The sequence below is a fragment of the Streptomyces sp. DSM 116793 genome (assembly GCF_057320905.1).
Genome location: NZ_CM170494.1, coordinates 8,279,693 through 8,296,141, shown reverse-complemented (window position 1 = coordinate 8,296,141; position 16,449 = coordinate 8,279,693). Strand labels below are relative to the sequence as shown.

13 protein-coding genes and 1 riboswitch are annotated in these 16,449 nt (G+C 72.0%); of the genes, 4 read left to right on the top strand and 9 right to left on the bottom strand.

Features of this window, described 5'->3' with window-relative positions:
- Positions 1-48: 48 nt before the first annotated feature.
- Complete coding sequence (locus ACSMXW_RS32715; RefSeq protein ID WP_485801691.1) at positions 49-1,254, bottom strand: MBL fold metallo-hydrolase; 1,206 nt, start codon at positions 1,252-1,254, stop codon at positions 49-51.
- A 343-nt stretch (positions 1,255-1,597) separates the two neighbouring features.
- Between ACSMXW_RS32715 and ACSMXW_RS32710 the strand changes: the two genes are divergently transcribed.
- The gene (locus tag ACSMXW_RS32710; protein WP_485801690.1) at positions 1,598-2,233 is read left to right on the top strand and encodes a carboxymuconolactone decarboxylase family protein; all 636 of its coding nucleotides are present in this window, start codon (positions 1,598-1,600) and stop codon (positions 2,231-2,233) included.
- A 220-nt stretch (positions 2,234-2,453) separates the two neighbouring features.
- Here the strand turns inward: ACSMXW_RS32710 and ACSMXW_RS32705 are convergent, their stop codons facing one another.
- The 3 genes from ACSMXW_RS32705 to ACSMXW_RS32695 all read right to left on the bottom strand — a co-directional run bounded on the left by ACSMXW_RS32705 (position 2,454) and on the right by ACSMXW_RS32695 (position 5,483).
- On the bottom strand, positions 2,454-3,056 hold the full coding sequence (locus tag ACSMXW_RS32705; protein WP_485801688.1) for a TetR/AcrR family transcriptional regulator: 603 nt from the start codon (positions 3,054-3,056) through the stop codon (positions 2,454-2,456).
- Positions 3,057-3,457: 401 nt separating this feature from the next.
- Complete coding sequence (locus tag ACSMXW_RS32700; RefSeq protein WP_485801686.1) at positions 3,458-4,261, bottom strand: SGNH/GDSL hydrolase family protein; 804 nt, start codon at positions 4,259-4,261, stop codon at positions 3,458-3,460.
- 370 nt (positions 4,262-4,631) lie between these two features.
- Positions 4,632-5,483: a LysM peptidoglycan-binding domain-containing M23 family metallopeptidase gene (locus ACSMXW_RS32695; protein WP_485801684.1), complete on the bottom strand. Its 852-nt coding sequence runs from the start codon at positions 5,481-5,483 to the stop codon at positions 4,632-4,634.
- Positions 5,484-5,486: 3 nt separating this feature from the next.
- Positions 5,487-5,645: riboswitch (cyclic di-AMP (ydaO/yuaA leader) on the bottom strand.
- A 480-nt stretch (positions 5,646-6,125) separates the two neighbouring features.
- Between ACSMXW_RS32695 and ACSMXW_RS32690 the strand changes: the two genes are divergently transcribed.
- A complete protein-coding gene (locus tag ACSMXW_RS32690; protein ID WP_485801683.1) occupies positions 6,126-6,923 on the top strand; it encodes a tyrosine-protein phosphatase in 798 nt (265 codons plus the stop codon).
- 193 nt (positions 6,924-7,116) lie between these two features.
- Here ACSMXW_RS32690 and ACSMXW_RS32685 read toward each other — a convergent pair whose 3' ends face one another.
- A complete protein-coding gene (locus tag ACSMXW_RS32685) occupies positions 7,117-8,508 on the bottom strand; it encodes a M1 family metallopeptidase (protein WP_485801681.1) in 1,392 nt (463 codons plus the stop codon).
- Between the two features lie 419 nt (positions 8,509-8,927).
- Entirely contained in the window at positions 8,928-10,559 is a 1,632-nt protein-coding gene (locus tag ACSMXW_RS32680; protein WP_485808455.1) for an MFS transporter, read from the bottom strand.
- Between the two features lie 346 nt (positions 10,560-10,905).
- Here ACSMXW_RS32680 and ACSMXW_RS32675 point away from each other — a divergent pair, with 346 nt between their 5' ends.
- Positions 10,906-11,523 carry a helix-turn-helix domain-containing protein gene (locus ACSMXW_RS32675; RefSeq protein ID WP_485801679.1) on the top strand — a complete coding sequence of 206 codons (618 nt, stop codon included), beginning with the start codon at positions 10,906-10,908 and terminating at the stop codon, positions 11,521-11,523.
- The gene (locus ACSMXW_RS32670) at positions 11,516-11,707 is read left to right on the top strand and encodes a DUF6126 family protein (protein ID WP_485801677.1); all 192 of its coding nucleotides are present in this window, start codon (positions 11,516-11,518) and stop codon (positions 11,705-11,707) included. Before ACSMXW_RS32675 ends, ACSMXW_RS32670 begins: the two co-directional genes overlap by 8 nt.
- Positions 11,708-11,884: 177 nt before the next feature.
- On the opposite strand, the gene ACSMXW_RS32665 is transcribed toward ACSMXW_RS32670, so the two are convergent.
- From ACSMXW_RS32665 to ispG, 3 genes are read right to left on the bottom strand one after another with little or no spacing between them, the layout of a single operon-like run.
- Positions 11,885-13,327, bottom strand: coding sequence for an aspartate aminotransferase family protein (locus ACSMXW_RS32665; RefSeq protein WP_485801675.1), 1,443 nt, complete (start codon positions 13,325-13,327; stop codon positions 11,885-11,887).
- A complete protein-coding gene (gene dxs / locus ACSMXW_RS32660; protein ID WP_485801673.1) occupies positions 13,324-15,237 on the bottom strand; it encodes a 1-deoxy-D-xylulose-5-phosphate synthase in 1,914 nt (637 codons plus the stop codon). Before dxs ends, ACSMXW_RS32665 begins: the two co-directional genes overlap by 4 nt.
- A 45-nt stretch (positions 15,238-15,282) precedes the next feature.
- Positions 15,283-16,449 carry a flavodoxin-dependent (E)-4-hydroxy-3-methylbut-2-enyl-diphosphate synthase gene (gene ispG / locus ACSMXW_RS32655; protein ID WP_485801672.1) on the bottom strand — a complete coding sequence of 389 codons (1,167 nt, stop codon included), beginning with the start codon at positions 16,447-16,449 and terminating at the stop codon, positions 15,283-15,285.

Below are 16,449 nucleotides of genomic sequence, written 5' to 3'. Positions count from 1 at the left end.
CACACCACCACGAGCCCGGTCGGGACGGAGCCCGACCGGACCCCCGGATCAGCTCACCGCGGGTGCCGTCTCCGGCTCACCGGTGCCCTCCGTAGGCGTCGGCCCCTTCGCCCCGGCACCGTCGACCGCGGCCCAGCCCCCCTCCGGCGCCCTGGCCACCGCCCGCCACCACGGCTCCGCCGGCAGCTCCGCGGCGGTCGGCTCGAACGGCTCGCCCGGCCGCGGCAGCGCCGCCCGCGCCCCCGCGTCGCGCGCCGCCGCGAGGGTGCCCTCACCGGGCTCGGCCCACGGGTGGGGGGCGAGGTTGAAGGTGCCCCAGTGGATCGGCAGCATGACGCCGGTGGGCCGGCCGCCCTGGAGGTCGAGGTGCGCCCGCATCCCCTCCTCGGGGGTCATGTGGATGTCGGGCCAGAAGTCGCTGTACGCCCCGATCTGGATCATCGTGGCGTCGAAGGGTCCGTGTGCCGCGCCGATGTCCTGGAAGCCGGGGAAGTAGCCGGTGTCGCCGCTGTGGAAGATGCGGTGCCGGTCGCTCACGACCGTCCAGGAGGCCCAGAGGGCGTTCTGCTGGTTCCGCAGGCCGCGGCCGCAGAAGTGGCGGGCGGGTGTGGCCGTGAGCGTCACGCCCGCCACCTTGGTGGACTCCTGCCAGTCCAGCTCCCGCAGCCGCTCCCGGGGCACCCCCCACCGCTCCAGGTGGGCGCCGACCCCGAGCGGCACGGCGAAGAGGGTGTCCGTGCCGGCCAGCGTCTTTATGGTGGGCAGGTCCAGGTGGTCGTAGTGGTCGTGGGAGATCACCACGACGTCGACCGGGCCCAGCGCGGCCAGCGGAAGCGGGACCGGGTGCAGCCGCTTGGGCCCGATGAAGGAGAAGGGCGAGCAGCGCTCTCCCCAGACCGGGTCGAAGAGGACCCGGGTGCCGTCGATCTCGGCGAGGACGCTGGAGTGGCCCATCCACGTCAGCCGCAGGCCCGTGGCCGGCGGGGACGCGAGGGCGGCGGCGGTGCCTTCGTGCACGGGCACCGGGCGGCGGGGCGCGCGGCGGGCCCGTCCGTCTCTGCCGACGTAGGTGCGGGCCAGCTCCAGGGCGGAAGCGGAGGGGCGTGTGCGGGCCCCGACGGGGTTCCGGAACGAGCCGTCCGCGAAGTTCGGCGAGCTGCGGATGCGCTCGAGCCGGGAACCTGCCGGATCCGCGCCGAAGGCGGCGGGCCGCAGCGCGCGGAGCCCGGAGCTGAGGGAACGGGAACCGGTCACAGCGCCTCCTGATCGGTCGGAACAGCGCCCTCGCGAGCCCTGTCCGTGCCTTCGTCCATATGAACGTCCTGTGCGCCGTCGCCGTCCGCCCGCGGCGGCCACACGGCGGCGTCACCTTCCATTATGTGTTGCTCGGGTGACAGCGCTCCGGTTCAGAGGTTCCTGGGCCGAAGGAGCGGAGACCCGGCGGTGTGGGACCCCGTGCGCGGCGGGCGGAGCGGGCGGCCGGCGGCGTATGCGCTCCGGCCTGGTCGCGCGTGGGCCGCGCCCGTGATGTCACATCCGCGGCGGCCCGGTCCGTCGTACCGGTGACAGCAGATGGCACGTCCAGGAGGTGGACCTCATGGCCCGCGTTTCGCTCAGTCCGCGCCGCACCCTCTTCTTCCGCGTCATGGAGTGGTACTCGCGGCGCACGTACGGCAAGGTGCTCGATCCCGGCAAGGCCATGGCGCACAACCCGCGGCTGCTGTGGAGCTACCTCCGGTTCGAGCAGTCCCTGGGGAAGTGGAACCGGCTCGACGAGGATCTCAAGGTACTCGCGGAGATGGCGTCGGCGGCGGCGATCGGCTGCTCCTGGTGCATGGACTTCGGGTACTGGGTCGGCCACGGCCGCGGCATGGACCCGGGGAAGCTGCGTGCGGTCCCGCAGTGGCGGGACAGTGACCTCTTCGCACCGCTGGAGCGGGATGTCATGGCGTATGCGGAGGCGGTGTCCGCGACGCCGCCCGAGGTGACGGACGAACTGGCGGGGCGCCTCAGGGAGAGTCTGGGCGAGCCGGGGTTCGTCGAGCTCACGGCCATGGTTGCCGTGGAGAACCTGCGGTCCCGGATGAACTCGGCGCTCGGGCTGACCAGTCAGGGGTTCAAGGAGTTCTGCGATGTGCGGGACCGGGCGGCGGCCGGTGCGGCGGCCACGGCATCCGACGCCCGTTCCGGTGCCGGGCGGTCCGTCGGCTCCGGTGGAGGCACCGCCGGGTGAGCCCGGTCCCGGGCCGGGCCGGGTGTGCGGCCTTTCCGGTGCCGCGAGCCCGGGCGGGGGTGCCGCTTGAGGTCGTCAGGGAGTGCGGGTCTCGTCGTGGCTCGGCGCGACCGCACGGCGGAGCCGCACGTTGTCACGGGGCGGCGTCTCCACCGGGGTGCCGCGGAGTGTGCTGCTGGGCCTCTGTTCGTCGGCGGTCGCAGAGGGGGTGCGGACGGGCTCAGGCCTGCTGGTCCAGGTGTAGTTCCCGGGTGAGGGCCTCGTCCGCCCACCGGCGGACTCTGGACTGCGGGACGGCTCCGTCGTAGGCCGTCACCTGGACCGCGAGGCCGTCCAGGAGCGCCGTCAGCCGTTGCGCGGCCGCCGTGGGGTCGGGGCAGTGGAACTCGCCCGCGGCCACGCCTTCCGCGATCACTCCGGTCAGCGCCGCCTTCCACTGCCGGTCGAGCTCCCGGGCCACTGTCCGCAGCGCGGGCTCGCGCAGCGCGGCCGCCCAGGCCTCGATCCACAGCCGCCACCCCTTGGCGGGCCCGATCGGCGCATACCAGCGCACCGCGGCCCGCAGCCGCCGCACCGCCGTGGTGCGCCGCCGCACCAGCTTGCCCAGGCGCTCCAGGTCGCGCTCGGCGGCGTGCGAGAAGGCCGCGGCTACCAGCTTCTCCTTGGTCGAGAAGTGGTACAGCACGAGTGCGTTGCTGACGCCGAGGGACGCGGCGATGTCACCGATGCGCACGGAGTCCACTCCGCGCGCCGCGATCAGCTCCACGGTGGCGCCCAGCAGCTCCTGGCGCCGCTCCGCCACACTCAACCGCTCTCTCACCACCCGGTCACCCTAGTAGCTCGCCCAGCCCCCTGCCCTCAGCTTCCAAGACCCACACACCAATCCCGGCACAGCAGGCAAACACGACCAAACACCCCTGAGTGCACCGGAAAGGGGCGCAGGGAACGGTGCGACAGGCCATGACGAGATCCGTGGCCTGCGAGCCCCCGGCCCCGGGCACCCCTGAGCAGCCGGCCCGCCCGAAAGGGGGCCGACGAACGGCCCGTGGCATGCCCGAGAAGGGGCGGGGCTGTGACATCGCGCGACTCCGCCGCGTGGGCGCGACCAGCCACGACGAGGCCCGCGGCCTTCGACGCGCCCCGGGTACCCGGGCCGGGCTCCGGGGGGGAGCCGCCCTCCGCCAGGCGAACGCGGGCCCCGCTGACCGGAACCCCGGCCGCCCCCTACGCAAGCGGCAGCAGATCCGGCCGCTTCGCCACCGCGTGGTCCCCGGACGACTCACCGCGCAGCCGGCGCCCTATCCACGGCACGAGATACTCACGGGCCCAGTGGATGTCGTCCCGGCGGAGTTCCAGGACGGTCCGCGGCGGCAGCGGCGGCCAGGGACTGTCGGGGTCGCCGGGGACGTCCAGGCCGAGGATCTGACCCGCCCGCAGCGCCACCCGGCTGTGGCCCTCGGTCGACAGGTGCAGCCGGTCCGCCACCCAGGCCCGCCGGTCCTGGACGGACTTGAACGACCAGAGGTCGAGCACCGGGCATCCGAACCGGTCGGCTATGGCCCGTACGTGGCCGTTATAGGTGGCGATCTTGCCGCGCAGCCGGCGCAGCACGGGCACGCCCCGGGTGTCGAAGCCGGTGGTCACCATGACGGTGCCGACCGCGGAGGTGAGCTCGGCGACCGCCTTCTCGAAGCGCTCGGCGACGTCGTCCGGGTCGGTGCCGGGGCGGATGATGTCGTTGCCGCCCGCACAGAAGGTCACCAGGTCGGGGGCGAGTTCCCTGGCCCGGGGAACCTGGTCCGCGACGATCTGGTCCAGGAGCTTGCCCCGCACGGCGAGATTGGCGTACCGGAAGCGGTGGCCGGACGCGTGCTCGTCGAGCAGGACCGCCAGCCGGTCGGCCCAGCCGACGAAGCGACCGTCGGGTCCCGGGTCCCCGACGCCCTCGGTGAAGCTGTCGCCGAGGGCCGCGTACGAACGGATCACCGCCGCGCCGGAAGGTCTGGAGCGTGTCGACTTCTCTCCCACGTCGCATCATCCTCCCCCTCACCCCTCGACCTACGCGACCGTAGCCATGGGTTGACGACGGGTGAGATGCGCCACCGTCGGGCCGCACCGGGACCGTGCGGGAGGGCCACGGGAAGCCATGCCGGAAGGCCGGCACGAACGCGCGCCGGACGGGACCCAGGCCGTGCGGCGGGCGGGGCCGGAGGCCGTTGCCCCCGGCCCGGCTCAGGGCGTGCGGGAGACCCGCGGAGCGCCCGAGCGGGGGCCCACCGTCCCCTGGTGGGCCCCCGCTCCTGAGGAGTCCGCAGTCATGGCGTCCGCGGCACCGGGAGCCGCGCGGGCACCCGGAGTTGTGCACGGTCCCCGGGGTCATACCCCGGGGACGGGCCGGTCAGACGTTGACGCCGTGCGAGCGCAGGTACGCCAACGGGTCGATGTCGGAGCCGTAGTCGGGCGTGGTGCGGATCTCGAAGTGCACGTGCGGGCCGGTGACGTTGCCCGTCGCGCCGGAGAGGCCGATCTCCTGGCCCTCCTTCACGGTCTGCCCGGCCGAGACCTTCAGGGCCGACATGTGCGCGTACTGGGAGTACTTGCCGTCGCTGTGCTTGATCACGACCTGGTTGCCGTAGGCGCCGCCCCAGCCGGCGGTGACGACGGTGCCGTCGGCGATGGCGTGCACCGGCGTGCCGGAGGGCACGATGAAGTCCTGTCCGGTGTGGTAGCCGCTGGCCCACATGCTGCCCGCCTGGTGCCACGGCGTGCCGAGGGTGGCGCCGTCCACCGGCAGCGTGTAACCGGAACCGGAGGTCTGGTCGGCGGTGTCGGTCGCCTTCGCGGCGGAGGACCGGCCGGTGGAGGTGCCGGCGGCCGACGGCGCGGAGGTGCCGGCCTTGGACGCGTGAGCACCGGGCCGGTGGCCCAGCACCAGCTTCTGGCCCGGGTGGATCATGTCGGGGTCGCTGCCGACGACCTTGTGGTTGAGGCGGTACAGGTGCTTCCAGCCGCCGCGTACGTGCTTCTTGTGGGCGATCCTGGCCAGGGTGTCGTGCGGCTTGACGGTGTACGTGGCCACCGCGGCCTTCTTGCCGTCCGCCTGGTGGACGTGGCCCGCGGCCGGGGCCGCGTGCGCGCCCGTGGCGGCCATCAGGGGCAGGGCGAGCGCGGCGCTGCCGGTGCCGGCAACGGCGAGCTTGCGGGTGAGACGCTGGGACTTGGGACGACGGTGCTTACCCTTCGCGGGCATGACGCATTTCCTCTCCGGCGCCTGCGAGGTGAGCTGTCGGGTTCGGGCTGGAGATGCCCGGCCGCGGTGTGTCCGCGGCTTCACCCCTAGCCGTTCCGGAGTGCGGACCGGCGTACTGCGTGCGGTTCCCCCGCTCCTGCCAGGCGTGGGTGGGTGTCCGGTTCCCGGGCGGTGGCAGGACTCGGCGTCCGCCCGGAGTGAGCGTGACGCTAAGCGAACCGGAATGACGATCACAACCCGCAGGCCACCGCCGTGTGCCCGCTATACGGACATTCCCAAGATCCATCGCCGGGTCGGCGGTCACCCTGCGTCGCACGACGGGCTTCCGCGCGCCCCAACGGGATTGCGATCGCGAGGAATTGCCGCGCACCCGGCCGCCACCCACCGTCACGACTATGATCCTGCTCACGGCCACCCGCGCCAGGCATCCGCATTCCAGGGCCACTTGGGCATACGTTGCCATTTCGGGCAGATGCCGCATCACGGGATGGCCGCGGCACTCGCTCCGACGGGGCCGGAGTCCAGGTCGGCCTGTGGCCCCTGCCTCGATCACCGCACGGAAGATCACCGCGGACCGGGTGCCGTATCGTCGGCAGCGCGCCCCGTCGGTGAGCGGCGGCGGCACGACCGGGAGGAGCACCCGTGACGCAGCAGGTCCCGTCCACCGAGCCGGAGCTCACCGGCGTGCGCAACTTCCGCGACCTGGGCGGCCTGCCCACCGTCGACGGCCGGCGAGTGCGGTACGGACGGCTGTTCCGCAGCGGCCACCTGGCCCATGCCACGGAGGACGACGCGCGCTACCTGGCCTCCCTGGGGCTGCACACGATCTTCGACTTCCGCAACGCGGCCGACCTCCAGCTCGATGGCAGGGACGTCGCACTGGACGGCGTCCGTCATGTGAACATGCCGCTGACGGACCCGGCGCACGGCGCCGAGTTCTGGACGATGGTCCGCGAGGGCAGCCTGGACGAGCTGCGCGGCCTGCTGGACGACGGCAAGGCGGCGCACCGGATGGTCACGTCGTACCGGCTGATGGTGCGCACCCGCACCAAGGAGCACGGCAGGGTGCTGCGCGCGCTGGCCGACGGCAGCGTGCCCGTGCTGATGCACTGCGCGGCGGGCAAGGACCGCGCCGGCCTGTCCATCGCGGTGACACTGCTGGCGCTGGGGGTCGAGCGGGACGCCATCGAGGCGGACTACCTGAAGTCGAACGCCACGCACCGCCGTTACAAGGTGCACCGCAGCAGTTCCTCGCCGGACGCGATGTCCGCCGAGGTCATGGAGCTGCTGTCGCCTCTCTTCGACGCCCGCGCGGAGTACCTCGCCGCCGCGTTCGACGAGATGGAGAAGAACTGGGGCGGTGTGGAGGGCTACCTGGCCGACGGCCTGGGCGTCACACCCGAACTGCGCGAGAAGCTGTACGAGCGGCTGCGCGACTGAGCCCACCGGGCTCGCCCGCCCGCCCCACGGCAGGGCGGGCCACCACCGCTCCCGAGCCGGCACGCCACCGGTGCACACACCGCCGACGCGGTGGAGCGCCGCTCTCGTGCACGTGCTCCCACGGCTCGGCGAGGCCGGGACCGAGACCCTTCGGACGTCGGGCGCCGGTCCCGCTTTCCGGCGCAGCCCCGGACTACGGCTGGGCGGGTTTGCCCGCGGTGTAGAGCCAGGTGTGGAAGAGGTCGCCGAGGTTCTTGCCGGACACCTGCTCGCTGAGCGCGATGAACTGGGCGGTGGTTCCGTGGCCGTAGCGGTGGCTGCGGGCCCAGGTCTTCAGGATGGTGAAGAAGTGCGCGTCGCCGACGGCCGTGCGCAGCTTGTGCAAGGTCATCGCGCCTCGGGTGTAGACGGGCGAGGCGAAGATGTTCGCGCCCTCGCCGGGATTCCCGGTCGGGAAGGCCCACAGACTGTTGGTGGCCGGGCGGGCGTAGTAGCCGTCGAAGCGGGCCTGGGCGCTCTGCCCGCCGTGCTGTTCCTCCCAGAGCCACTCCGCGTAGGTGGCGAAGCCCTCGTTGAGCCAGATGTCCTGCCAACTGGTCAGGCTCACGGAGTCGCCGAACCACTGGTGCGCGGTTTCGTGGACGATCGTGCCGACATCCGGCGCCCTGTCGTAGAGCGGCCGCGTCTGCGTCTCCAGGGCGTAGCCCACATCCGGGGCGTGGTCGACGATGGCGCCCGCGGCCGAGAAGGGGTACGGACCGAAGAGGTTGCTCTCCCAGTCGAGGATCGCCGGGATCTGTGCGAGTGCCGGGGCGGCGTCGGCCGCCTCGCGGGGGTCCACCGCGTTGTAGACGGGAATGCCCGAGGCGGTGGTGTACCGCTGGACGTCGAACTTCCCGATCGTGGCGGTGGCGAGATAGGAGGCCATGGGCTCGGCCTGGCGCCAGCGGAAGGTGGTCTTTCCTCCCCTGGTCCGCTGTGAGGTCGGCACGCCGCCCGCGACCGCGGTGTATCCGGCCGGCACGGTGATCTCGAAGGTGTACGAGGCCTTGTCCAGAGGGTGGTTGTCGGCGGGGAACCAGGACATGGCGCCCTGCGGCTCACCCGCGACGAACGCGCCGTCGTCGGTGGGGATCCAGCCGTCCGGGGACCCGTCGGGGTCGGTGACGTTCTCCGGCACGCCGCCGTAGGAGACGGCGACGCGGAAGCCCTCCCCCTTCCTGAGCGACTTCGCGGGCGTGATGACGAGTTCCTGCCCCTCACGCGTCCATCGTGCCGTCCGTCCGTTCACCCGTACGCCGCGCACCGTCAGCCCGGACAGGTCGAGGTCGAACGTCTTGAGGTGCTGGGTGGCGCGTGCGGTGATGTCTGCGGTGCCGTCCAGCCGCCGCGTGACCGGGTCGTAGGCGAGGTCCAGATCGTAGTGCCGGGTGGTGTAGCCCCCGTTCCCCGCGAGCGGGAAGTAGGGGTCGCCCTGGCCCGGTGCGCCGCGGCCGTCCACGGCCGCGGCCGCGGCGGTGCTCTCGGCCGTCAGGGGGGAGGAGACCACCGCGAGGACCGCCACGGCGGTGCCGAGGAATCGCATCCGGGCGGACCTCCGGCGCGGACGGGCGGGGCAGACCTCTGTGTGGGCAGCGAGCACGTGCACTCCTGGAACGAGGCGGCGGGGTCCGGGACATGATCACGTCAACGTGGCCACACCTTATGGCGCGGCTCTTCCGGCGACAAGACATCCAGGGTGATCGGACCGACCGGAGACGATGCGTCCGGGCTCGCTGTCGCACGCTGTCCCCTGACTGGCTGGGCCCGGTTGACGGGAGGTGGGGGCGCCGGGAGGTGCACACGGTGTCAGGCGCGAGTCAAGCGACTTGGCACGACGGAATGGGAGTGCGCGGGCCCGGCGTCCGAGTGCCGCACCGAATCCGAGTGCCGCACCGAAAGCGCGCCGGATCGGGCCGGGGACTCGCGCCCGGACCGCCGGGGGCAGTGCCGGGCGCGGGTCGTTCAGGCGCCGCCACCCTGCGTGAGAGGGGCGTCCGGGTTCCTCTGCGTGCCCTCTTCCTGGATGACGGGGAAGCGGCGCGGCGCGACGAACAGCAGCACCAGCACGGTGAGTACGGCGGCCACGGCGGCGCCCAGGAAGACGCCGTCGACGGCGGAGTCCACGGCGCGGCGCAGGTAGTCGGCGACGGCCGCGCTCAGCGAGCCGGGGTCGCCGAGGGGGCGCGACACGGAGTCGAGGTCGCCGGGCAGTTCGAGCCCGTGCGCGTGGGCGAGCCGCCCGGCCAGGATGCCGTTGGCGATGGCACCGAAGAGCGCCGCGCCGGCGCTCTGGCCGATCTGCCGGTTGAAAAGGATCGACGCGGTCGCGGTACCGCGCTCCGACCAGCCGACCGTGGACTGGACGCCGATGATCAACGGGAGCTGGAAGAGGCCGAGTCCGCCGCCGAGCACCAGCATCATCAGCGCGGGCTGCCAGGCCTGTCCGGGGAAGGGCAGGAAGGGGAACGCGAACAGGGTCAGCGTGGCGACGGACATGCCGGTGACGGCGGTGAGGCGGAAGCCGATGCGGTTGTAGACACGGCTGGAGAGGGCCGCGGCGATGGGCCAGCTCAACGTCATCGCGGACAGCACGAAGCCGGCCGGGATCGGGCCGAGACCGAGCACGGACTGCGCGTAGGTGGGGACGAACACGGTCGGCGCGACCGACAGGAGGCCCATGGCGCCGAGCGCGAGGTTCACGGCGGCGATGGTGCGGCGGCGCCACACCCAGCCGGGGATGATCGGTTCCGCGGCCCGCCGTTCGATGACCACGGTGGCGAGGACGAGTGCGGCGGCGCCACCGAAGAAGGCGAGGCTCGGGGCGGAGAGCCAGGGCCAGGCCACACCGCCCTGGACGAGCGCGGTCAGCAGCAGGGCGCCGGCGGCGAAGACGGCGAGCGCACCGGCCCAGTCGATCCGGGGCCGCTGGACGGGTGCGGCTTCCTTCGCTGTCCTGGTGCCCGCGCCGGGGGCCGTGGCGCGGGAGGGTTCGTGCAGGTGCTTGACGATCAGCCACAGCGCGAGCGCGCCGATCGGCAGGTTGATGAGGAAGATCCAGCGCCAGTCGAGGTAACCGGCGAAGAGGCCGCCGACGGCGGGGCCCGCCACGGATGAGGTCGCCCAGACCGTGGACAGCCTGGCCTGGATCTTGGGGCGTTCCTTCAGGGGGTAGAGGTCCGCGGCGACGGTCTGCACGGTGCCTTGGAGCGCGCCGCCGCCGAGTCCCTGCACCACACGGAAGGCGATGAGCGCGGCCATGTTCCACGCGGTGGCGCACAGCAGGGAGCCGATGACGAACAGGACGATGCCGACGACGAGGACGGGCTTGCGGCCCAACGTGTCGGAGATCTTCCCGTACAGGGGGAGCGTCACGGTGACGGCGAGCAGGTAGCCGGAGAACAGCCACGAGAAGACGGAGAAGCCGCCGAGGTCGGCGACGATCTGCGGGACGGCGGTGGAGACGATCGTGCCGTCGAGGGCGGAGAGCGCCATCGACAGCATCAGCGCGGCGACGACGGGGCCGCGGCCGCGTGGGGCCGGCGCGGCGGCCGCAGCCTGCCGCGGCCCGGTATCCGACGAGGGCTGGTCCGGTATCGCCTCTGTTCGCTCCCCACTGCTCACGGATTTCCTTTCCCAGTGCACGTATTCTCCGACGGTACGGAGTGTGGTCAACGTATTCGTGTGCTGTCCAGGCCCGTCCGGGAGCCGCCTGCTGAGCAGTCGGGTCAGCCCGCCGCCACCCGGAAGCCTCCTGTCCGAGCGGCGCGCCGACCGCGGCCGACCACCGCCCGCGTCTCCTGAAGTCCTTCCGCATACCGGGCCGGTGCCGTGGCGCCGCCACGGCCGGTCACACGGTCTCGCGACGCGGGCAGCTCACCTGCTTTTGCCTCACAGGCAAAAAATTTGCCCCGCAGACAGCCCCTCTGGCTTCATCGACGGTATGAGCCCCGCCGACGAGACCATGCCCGCCGTCGCCGTCCGCCTCAGGGAGCTGCGTCGTCGGGCGGCGCTCACCCTGGAGGCCGCGGCGCGCTCGGCCGGGCTCTCCCCCGCCCATCTGTCCCGGCTGGAGACCGGCCGGCGCCAGTCCTCGCTGCCCCTGCTGCTCACCCTCGCCCGCGCCTACGGCACCACCGTCTCCGAGCTGCTCGGCGAGACCGCGCCGGGGCCCGGCGCCGTCGTCCGCGCCGCCGAGGCCGCCGCGCGCCGCGCCGGCGGGTGGACGTACTGGCAGGCCGGAGCGCCGGGGCGCGGCATGCAGGCGCTGCGGGTGCTCATCCCGCACGGCTCGCAGAGCGACATCGTCCGGGTGCACCCGGGCGAGGAGTGGCTGTACGCGCTCCAGGGGCGGCTGCGGTTGCGCCTCGGCGACTCCGAGCACGTCCTCGCACCCGGCGACAGCGCCCACTTCGACTCGCTCACCCCGCACCGGCTGGCAGCCGTCGACGCGGGCGGGGCCGAGCTGCTCTTCGTCCACACGCTGCTGCAGAGCCCGGCCGAGGCACTCTGCCTCGGTGCCGCGGGCGGCGGCCGAACCGCAGGAGGCGGACATGTCTGAAGGCGGACGGGAAGACGCCACGAGGCGCAGGCGGGACGCCACGGGCTCCCTGATCGATCCCGACCACCCGATCGAGGACCGCATCCCCCGGGGGATCTGGGTGCGCGTGCTGATCTATGTGTTCGCCGGCCACCTCCTCGCCGGCTTCCTCTTCCTCCTCTTCCAGATCGGCGGCAAGGGCTGAGGGCCGGACGGTCCCGGGCCCGCCCCCGGCCCGGGACGGAAGCCCCCGCCGCGCTGACGGCCCGCCCCAGGGGCGGGCCGTCCCGCCACCGGTCGGCGACCGCCCGGCGAGCGACCGCCGTCCACCGACCCGGCCACCGCCCACCGGCCGACCGCCACCCACCGCTCCGGCCCTCCCCTACCGGTTGGCCATCGCCTGCTTGACCAGCGTCTTGCCGAAGTCCCACATCAGCCCGCCGCCGTTGTGCGCGTCGTCCATCACGGCGGTGAAGGCGGCCACGAAGCGCTCCACCTCCTCCTCCCCGATGACCAGCGGCGGGATCAGCTTGATGACCTCCAGGTGGTCGCCGGAGACCTGGGTGAGGATCCGGTGCTTCTGCAGCAGCGGCACCACGACCATCTGCGCGAAGAGGCCCTTGCGGGCAGCCTGGAGCATCGTCCAGCGGCTGCGCAGCTTCAGCGAGCTGGGCCTGCCGAACTCGATGCCGACCATCAGGCCCCGCCCGCGCACGTCACTGAGCAGTTCGTAGCGGTCGATGAGCGCGGCGAGGCGGGACTTCAGCAGCTCGCCGGTGGCCCGGGCGTTGGCGACGATCTGCTCGTTCTCCATCACCGACAGCACCGCGAGCCCGGCTGCCATGGCCTGGGCATTGGACCCGAAGCTCGCCGAGTGGACCAGCACGCGGTCCATCGACGAGTACACCTTCTTGAAGATCCAGTCCTTGCCGAGCGTGGCACTGACCGGCACATAGCCGCCGGAGAGCGCCTTCGCCACGCACACCAGGTCCGGCTCCACGCCGTCCTCGTGCTGGTAGGCGTAGAAGTCCCCGGTGCGGCCGAGGCCGGTCTGCACCTCGTCCGCGATGAGCAGCGCCTTGTGCCGGTGCAGCAGCTCCTGGGCGGCCCGCAGGAAGCCCGGCGGCGTCTCGTGCACACCCTTGCCCTGGATCGGCTCGACGATGAGGGCGGCGACGTCTGACTTCTTCAGCTCCTTCGCGAGTGCGTCCAGATCGCCCAGCGCTATCGGCGTGTCGGGGAGCAGGGGTGCGAAGCCGTCCCGGAAGCCGCTCTCGCCGTTGACGGACAGGGAGCCGGTGGTGAGCCCGTGGAAGGCGTGCGTGCAGTACAGCACCCTGGGCCTGCCGGTGGCGTACCGGGCGAACTTCAGCGCCGTCTCCACGGCCTCCGCGCCGCTGTTGCCGAAGAACACGCGGTCCAGGTGGGGGCTGTGGGTGAGCAGCTTCTCGGCCAGCAGGCCCGGCAGCGGCTGGCAGTCGAAACGGGTCAGGTCGGCGAGCGAGGCGTCCAGGACGTCGTGCAGGGCCTTGCGGACGACGGGGTGGTGACGGCCCAGGCCCATCACGCCGAAGCCGGCGAGCATGTCCAGGTAGTCGTTGCCCTCGGCGTCCCAGAAGTACGCGCCCTCGGCCCGTTCGTAGACCTTGTCGAAGCCGATGGTGCGCAGCATCCGGGGCAGCTGCGGGTTCACGTATCTGCCGTGCAGCTCGTAGCGCTCGGCGCCGCGCTCCGCGAGGAGCCTGCCGAGGTCGAACTCCTTGCCGCCGGCGGTCCGTCCCCGGGAGGCGTCGCCGGTGTCGTGGGCGGGGGGTGGGGTGGTCATGCGTGTTTCTCCTTGGCTGCCGGCCTGGCTGCTGCCTGCCCGTCCGGGGCGGCGGGCGGTCCGCCGATCCGGCCGGCGATCTCGACGGGCGTGAGCCCGATGTCGGCAAGCACCTCGCCGCGCTTGGCGTGCGGGAGGAACTGCTCGGGGATGCCGAACCGCCGTACGGGGACGTCCACCTCGGCGTCGGCGAGGGCCAGCGCCACCGCGGCGCCGACGCCCGCGGCCCGGCTGTTGTCCTCGACGACGGCCACGATGCGGTGCTCGGCGGCGAGCGGGACGAGCGCCGGGTCGACGGGCTTGACCCAGCGCGGGTCGACGACGGTGCAGCCCAGTCCGCGGGCCTGGAGCAGCTCGGCGACCTGGAGGCAGACCGGGGCCATCACCCCGACGGCGACCAGCAGCACCTCCGGCCGCTCCGCGCGGTGCAGCACGTCCACGCCCCCTATCCGCTCGACGGCGGGGATCGCGGGGCCCACCGACTCCTTGGGGAACCGCAGCAGGGTCGGCGCGTCGGACACGTCCACCGCCTCCCTCAGCTGGGCGCGCAGCTGGTCGGCGTCGCGCGGGGCGGCGATCCGCAGGCCCGGCACCACCTGGAGGATGGACATGTCCCACATGCCGTTGTGCGAGGGCCCGTCGGCTCCGGTGACCCCGGCCCTGTCCAGCACGAAAGTGACGCCGCACTTGTGCAGGGCGACGTCCATCAGCAGTTGGTCGAAGGCGCGGTTGAGGAAGGTGGCGTAGAGGGCGACCACCGGGTGCAGCCCGCCGGTGGCGAGGCCGGCCGCGGAGACGGTGGCGTGCTGTTCGGCGATCCCGACGTCCCACACCCGGTCGGGGAACCGCTCGGCGAACTTGGTCAGGCCCACCGGGTCCAGCATGGCGGCGGTGATCGCCACGATGTCCTCGCGCTCCTCGCCGAGCCGGACGATCTCGTCGCCGAACACCGACGTCCAGGACGGGCCGCCGGAGGGTGTCAGGGGCTCGCAGGTGAGCGGGTCCATGACGCCCACGGTGTGGAACCGGTCGGCCTCGTCGGCGAGCGCGGGCTCGTAGCCGCGGCCCTTCTCGGTGAGGCAGTGCACCAGGACCGGGCCGTGGAAGCGTTTGGCGCGCCGGAGCGCCGACTCGACGGCGGCGGTGTCGTGGCCGTCGATCGGGCCGAGGTACTTCAGCCCGAGGTCCTCGAACATGCCCTGCGGTGCGAAGGCGTCCTTGAACCCCTTCTTGGCGCCGTGCAGCGACTCGTAGAGCGGCTGACCCACGACCGGGGTGCGCTGCAGGACGTCCTTGCCCCAGGCGAGCACCTTCTCGTAGCCGTCGGTGGTGCGCAGGGTGGCGAGGTGGTTGGCGAGACCGCCGATGGTGGGTGCGTACGAGCGCTCGTTGTCGTTGACGACGATGATGAGGGGGCGGTCCTTGGCGGCGGCGATGTTGTTGAGCGCCTCCCAGGCCATGCCTCCGGTCAGCGCGCCGTCGCCGATGACGGCCACCACGTGGCCGCTCTCGCCGCGCACCTCACGCGCCTTGGCGAGGCCGTCGGCCCAGCCGAGTGCGGTGGAGGCGTGGCTGTTCTCGATGACGTCGTGCTCGGACTCCTCCCGCGACGGGTAGCCGGACAGGCCGCCCTTGCCGCGCAGCTTGGAGAAGTCCTGACGACCGGTGAGGAGCTTGTGGACGTAGCTCTGGTGACCCGTGTCCCACAGGATGCGGTCGACGGGTGAGTCGAAGACTCTGTGCAGGGCGATGGTGAGTTCCACCACGCCCAGGTTGGGCCCGAGATGACCTCCGGTCCTGGCGACCGCCTGCACCAGGAACTCCCGGATCTCCTCGGACAGTACGCCGAGTTCCGCCTCGGACAGCGCCTTCAGATCGCGCGGCCCCCGGATGCTCTCCAGAATCGTCACGCTCGGGCCCCCTCTCTGTGCCTGCTTGGGCTTCACTGCCTGCTGTCAGCTCACGGTGACGGCGGGTTCCCCCGAGGCGACGCCGTCCTTCTCCATCTGTTCGGCGATCTTCATCGCCTCGTCGATCAGCGTTTCCACGATCTTCGACTCCGGCACCGTCTTGATGACCTCACCCTTCACGAAGATCTGCCCCTTGCCATTGCCCGAGGCCACCCCGAGATCCGCCTCACGCGCCTCACCCGGACCGTTCACCACACACCCCATGACCGCCACCCGCAACGGCACCTCCATCCCCGTCAACCCCGCGGTCACCTCCTCCGCAAGCTTGTACACATCCACCTGCGCACGACCACACGACGGACACGACACGATCTCCAGACCCCGCTGCCGCAGATTCAACGACTCCAGAATCTGAATACCGACCTTCACCTCCTCCACAGGAGGCGCCGACAACGACACCCGAATCGTGTCCCCGATCCCCTCCGACAACAGCGCACCGAACGCCACCGCCGACTTGATCGTCCCCTGGAACGCAGGCCCCGCCTCCGTCACACCCAGATGCAACGGATAATCACACCGCTCAGCCAACAACCGGTACGCATTCACCATCACCACCGGATCATTGTGCTTCACAGAGATCTTGATATCCCGGAAACCATGCTCCTCGAACAACGACGCCTCCCACAACGCCGACTCCACCAGCGCCTCGGGCGTCGCCTTCCCGTACTTCTCGAGAAGCCGCTTGTCCAACGAACCCGCATTCACACCGATACGAATCGGCGTCCCCGCGGCAGAAGCCGCCTTCGCAATCTCACGAACCTTGTCGTCAAACTGCTTGATATTCCCAGGATTCACCCGAACCGCAGCACACCCCGCATCAATCGCGGCAAACACGTACTTCGGCTGGAAATGAATATCCGCAATCACCGGAATCTGCGACTTCCGCGCGATCGCGGCCAACGCGTCCGCATCATCCTGCGTCGGACACGCCACCCGCACGATCTGGCACCCCGCCGCGGTCAACTCCGCGATCTGCTGCAACGTCGCACCCACATCCGACGTCCGCGTCGTCGTCATCGACTGCACCGACACCGGCGCATCCCCACCCACCGCAACAGACCCCACCTGGAGCCGCCGGCTGGCCCGGCGCCGGGCCAGCGGGCGGGGCGGCAGCTCGGGAAGGCCGAGGGAGACCGGGACCGCTGAGCTCAT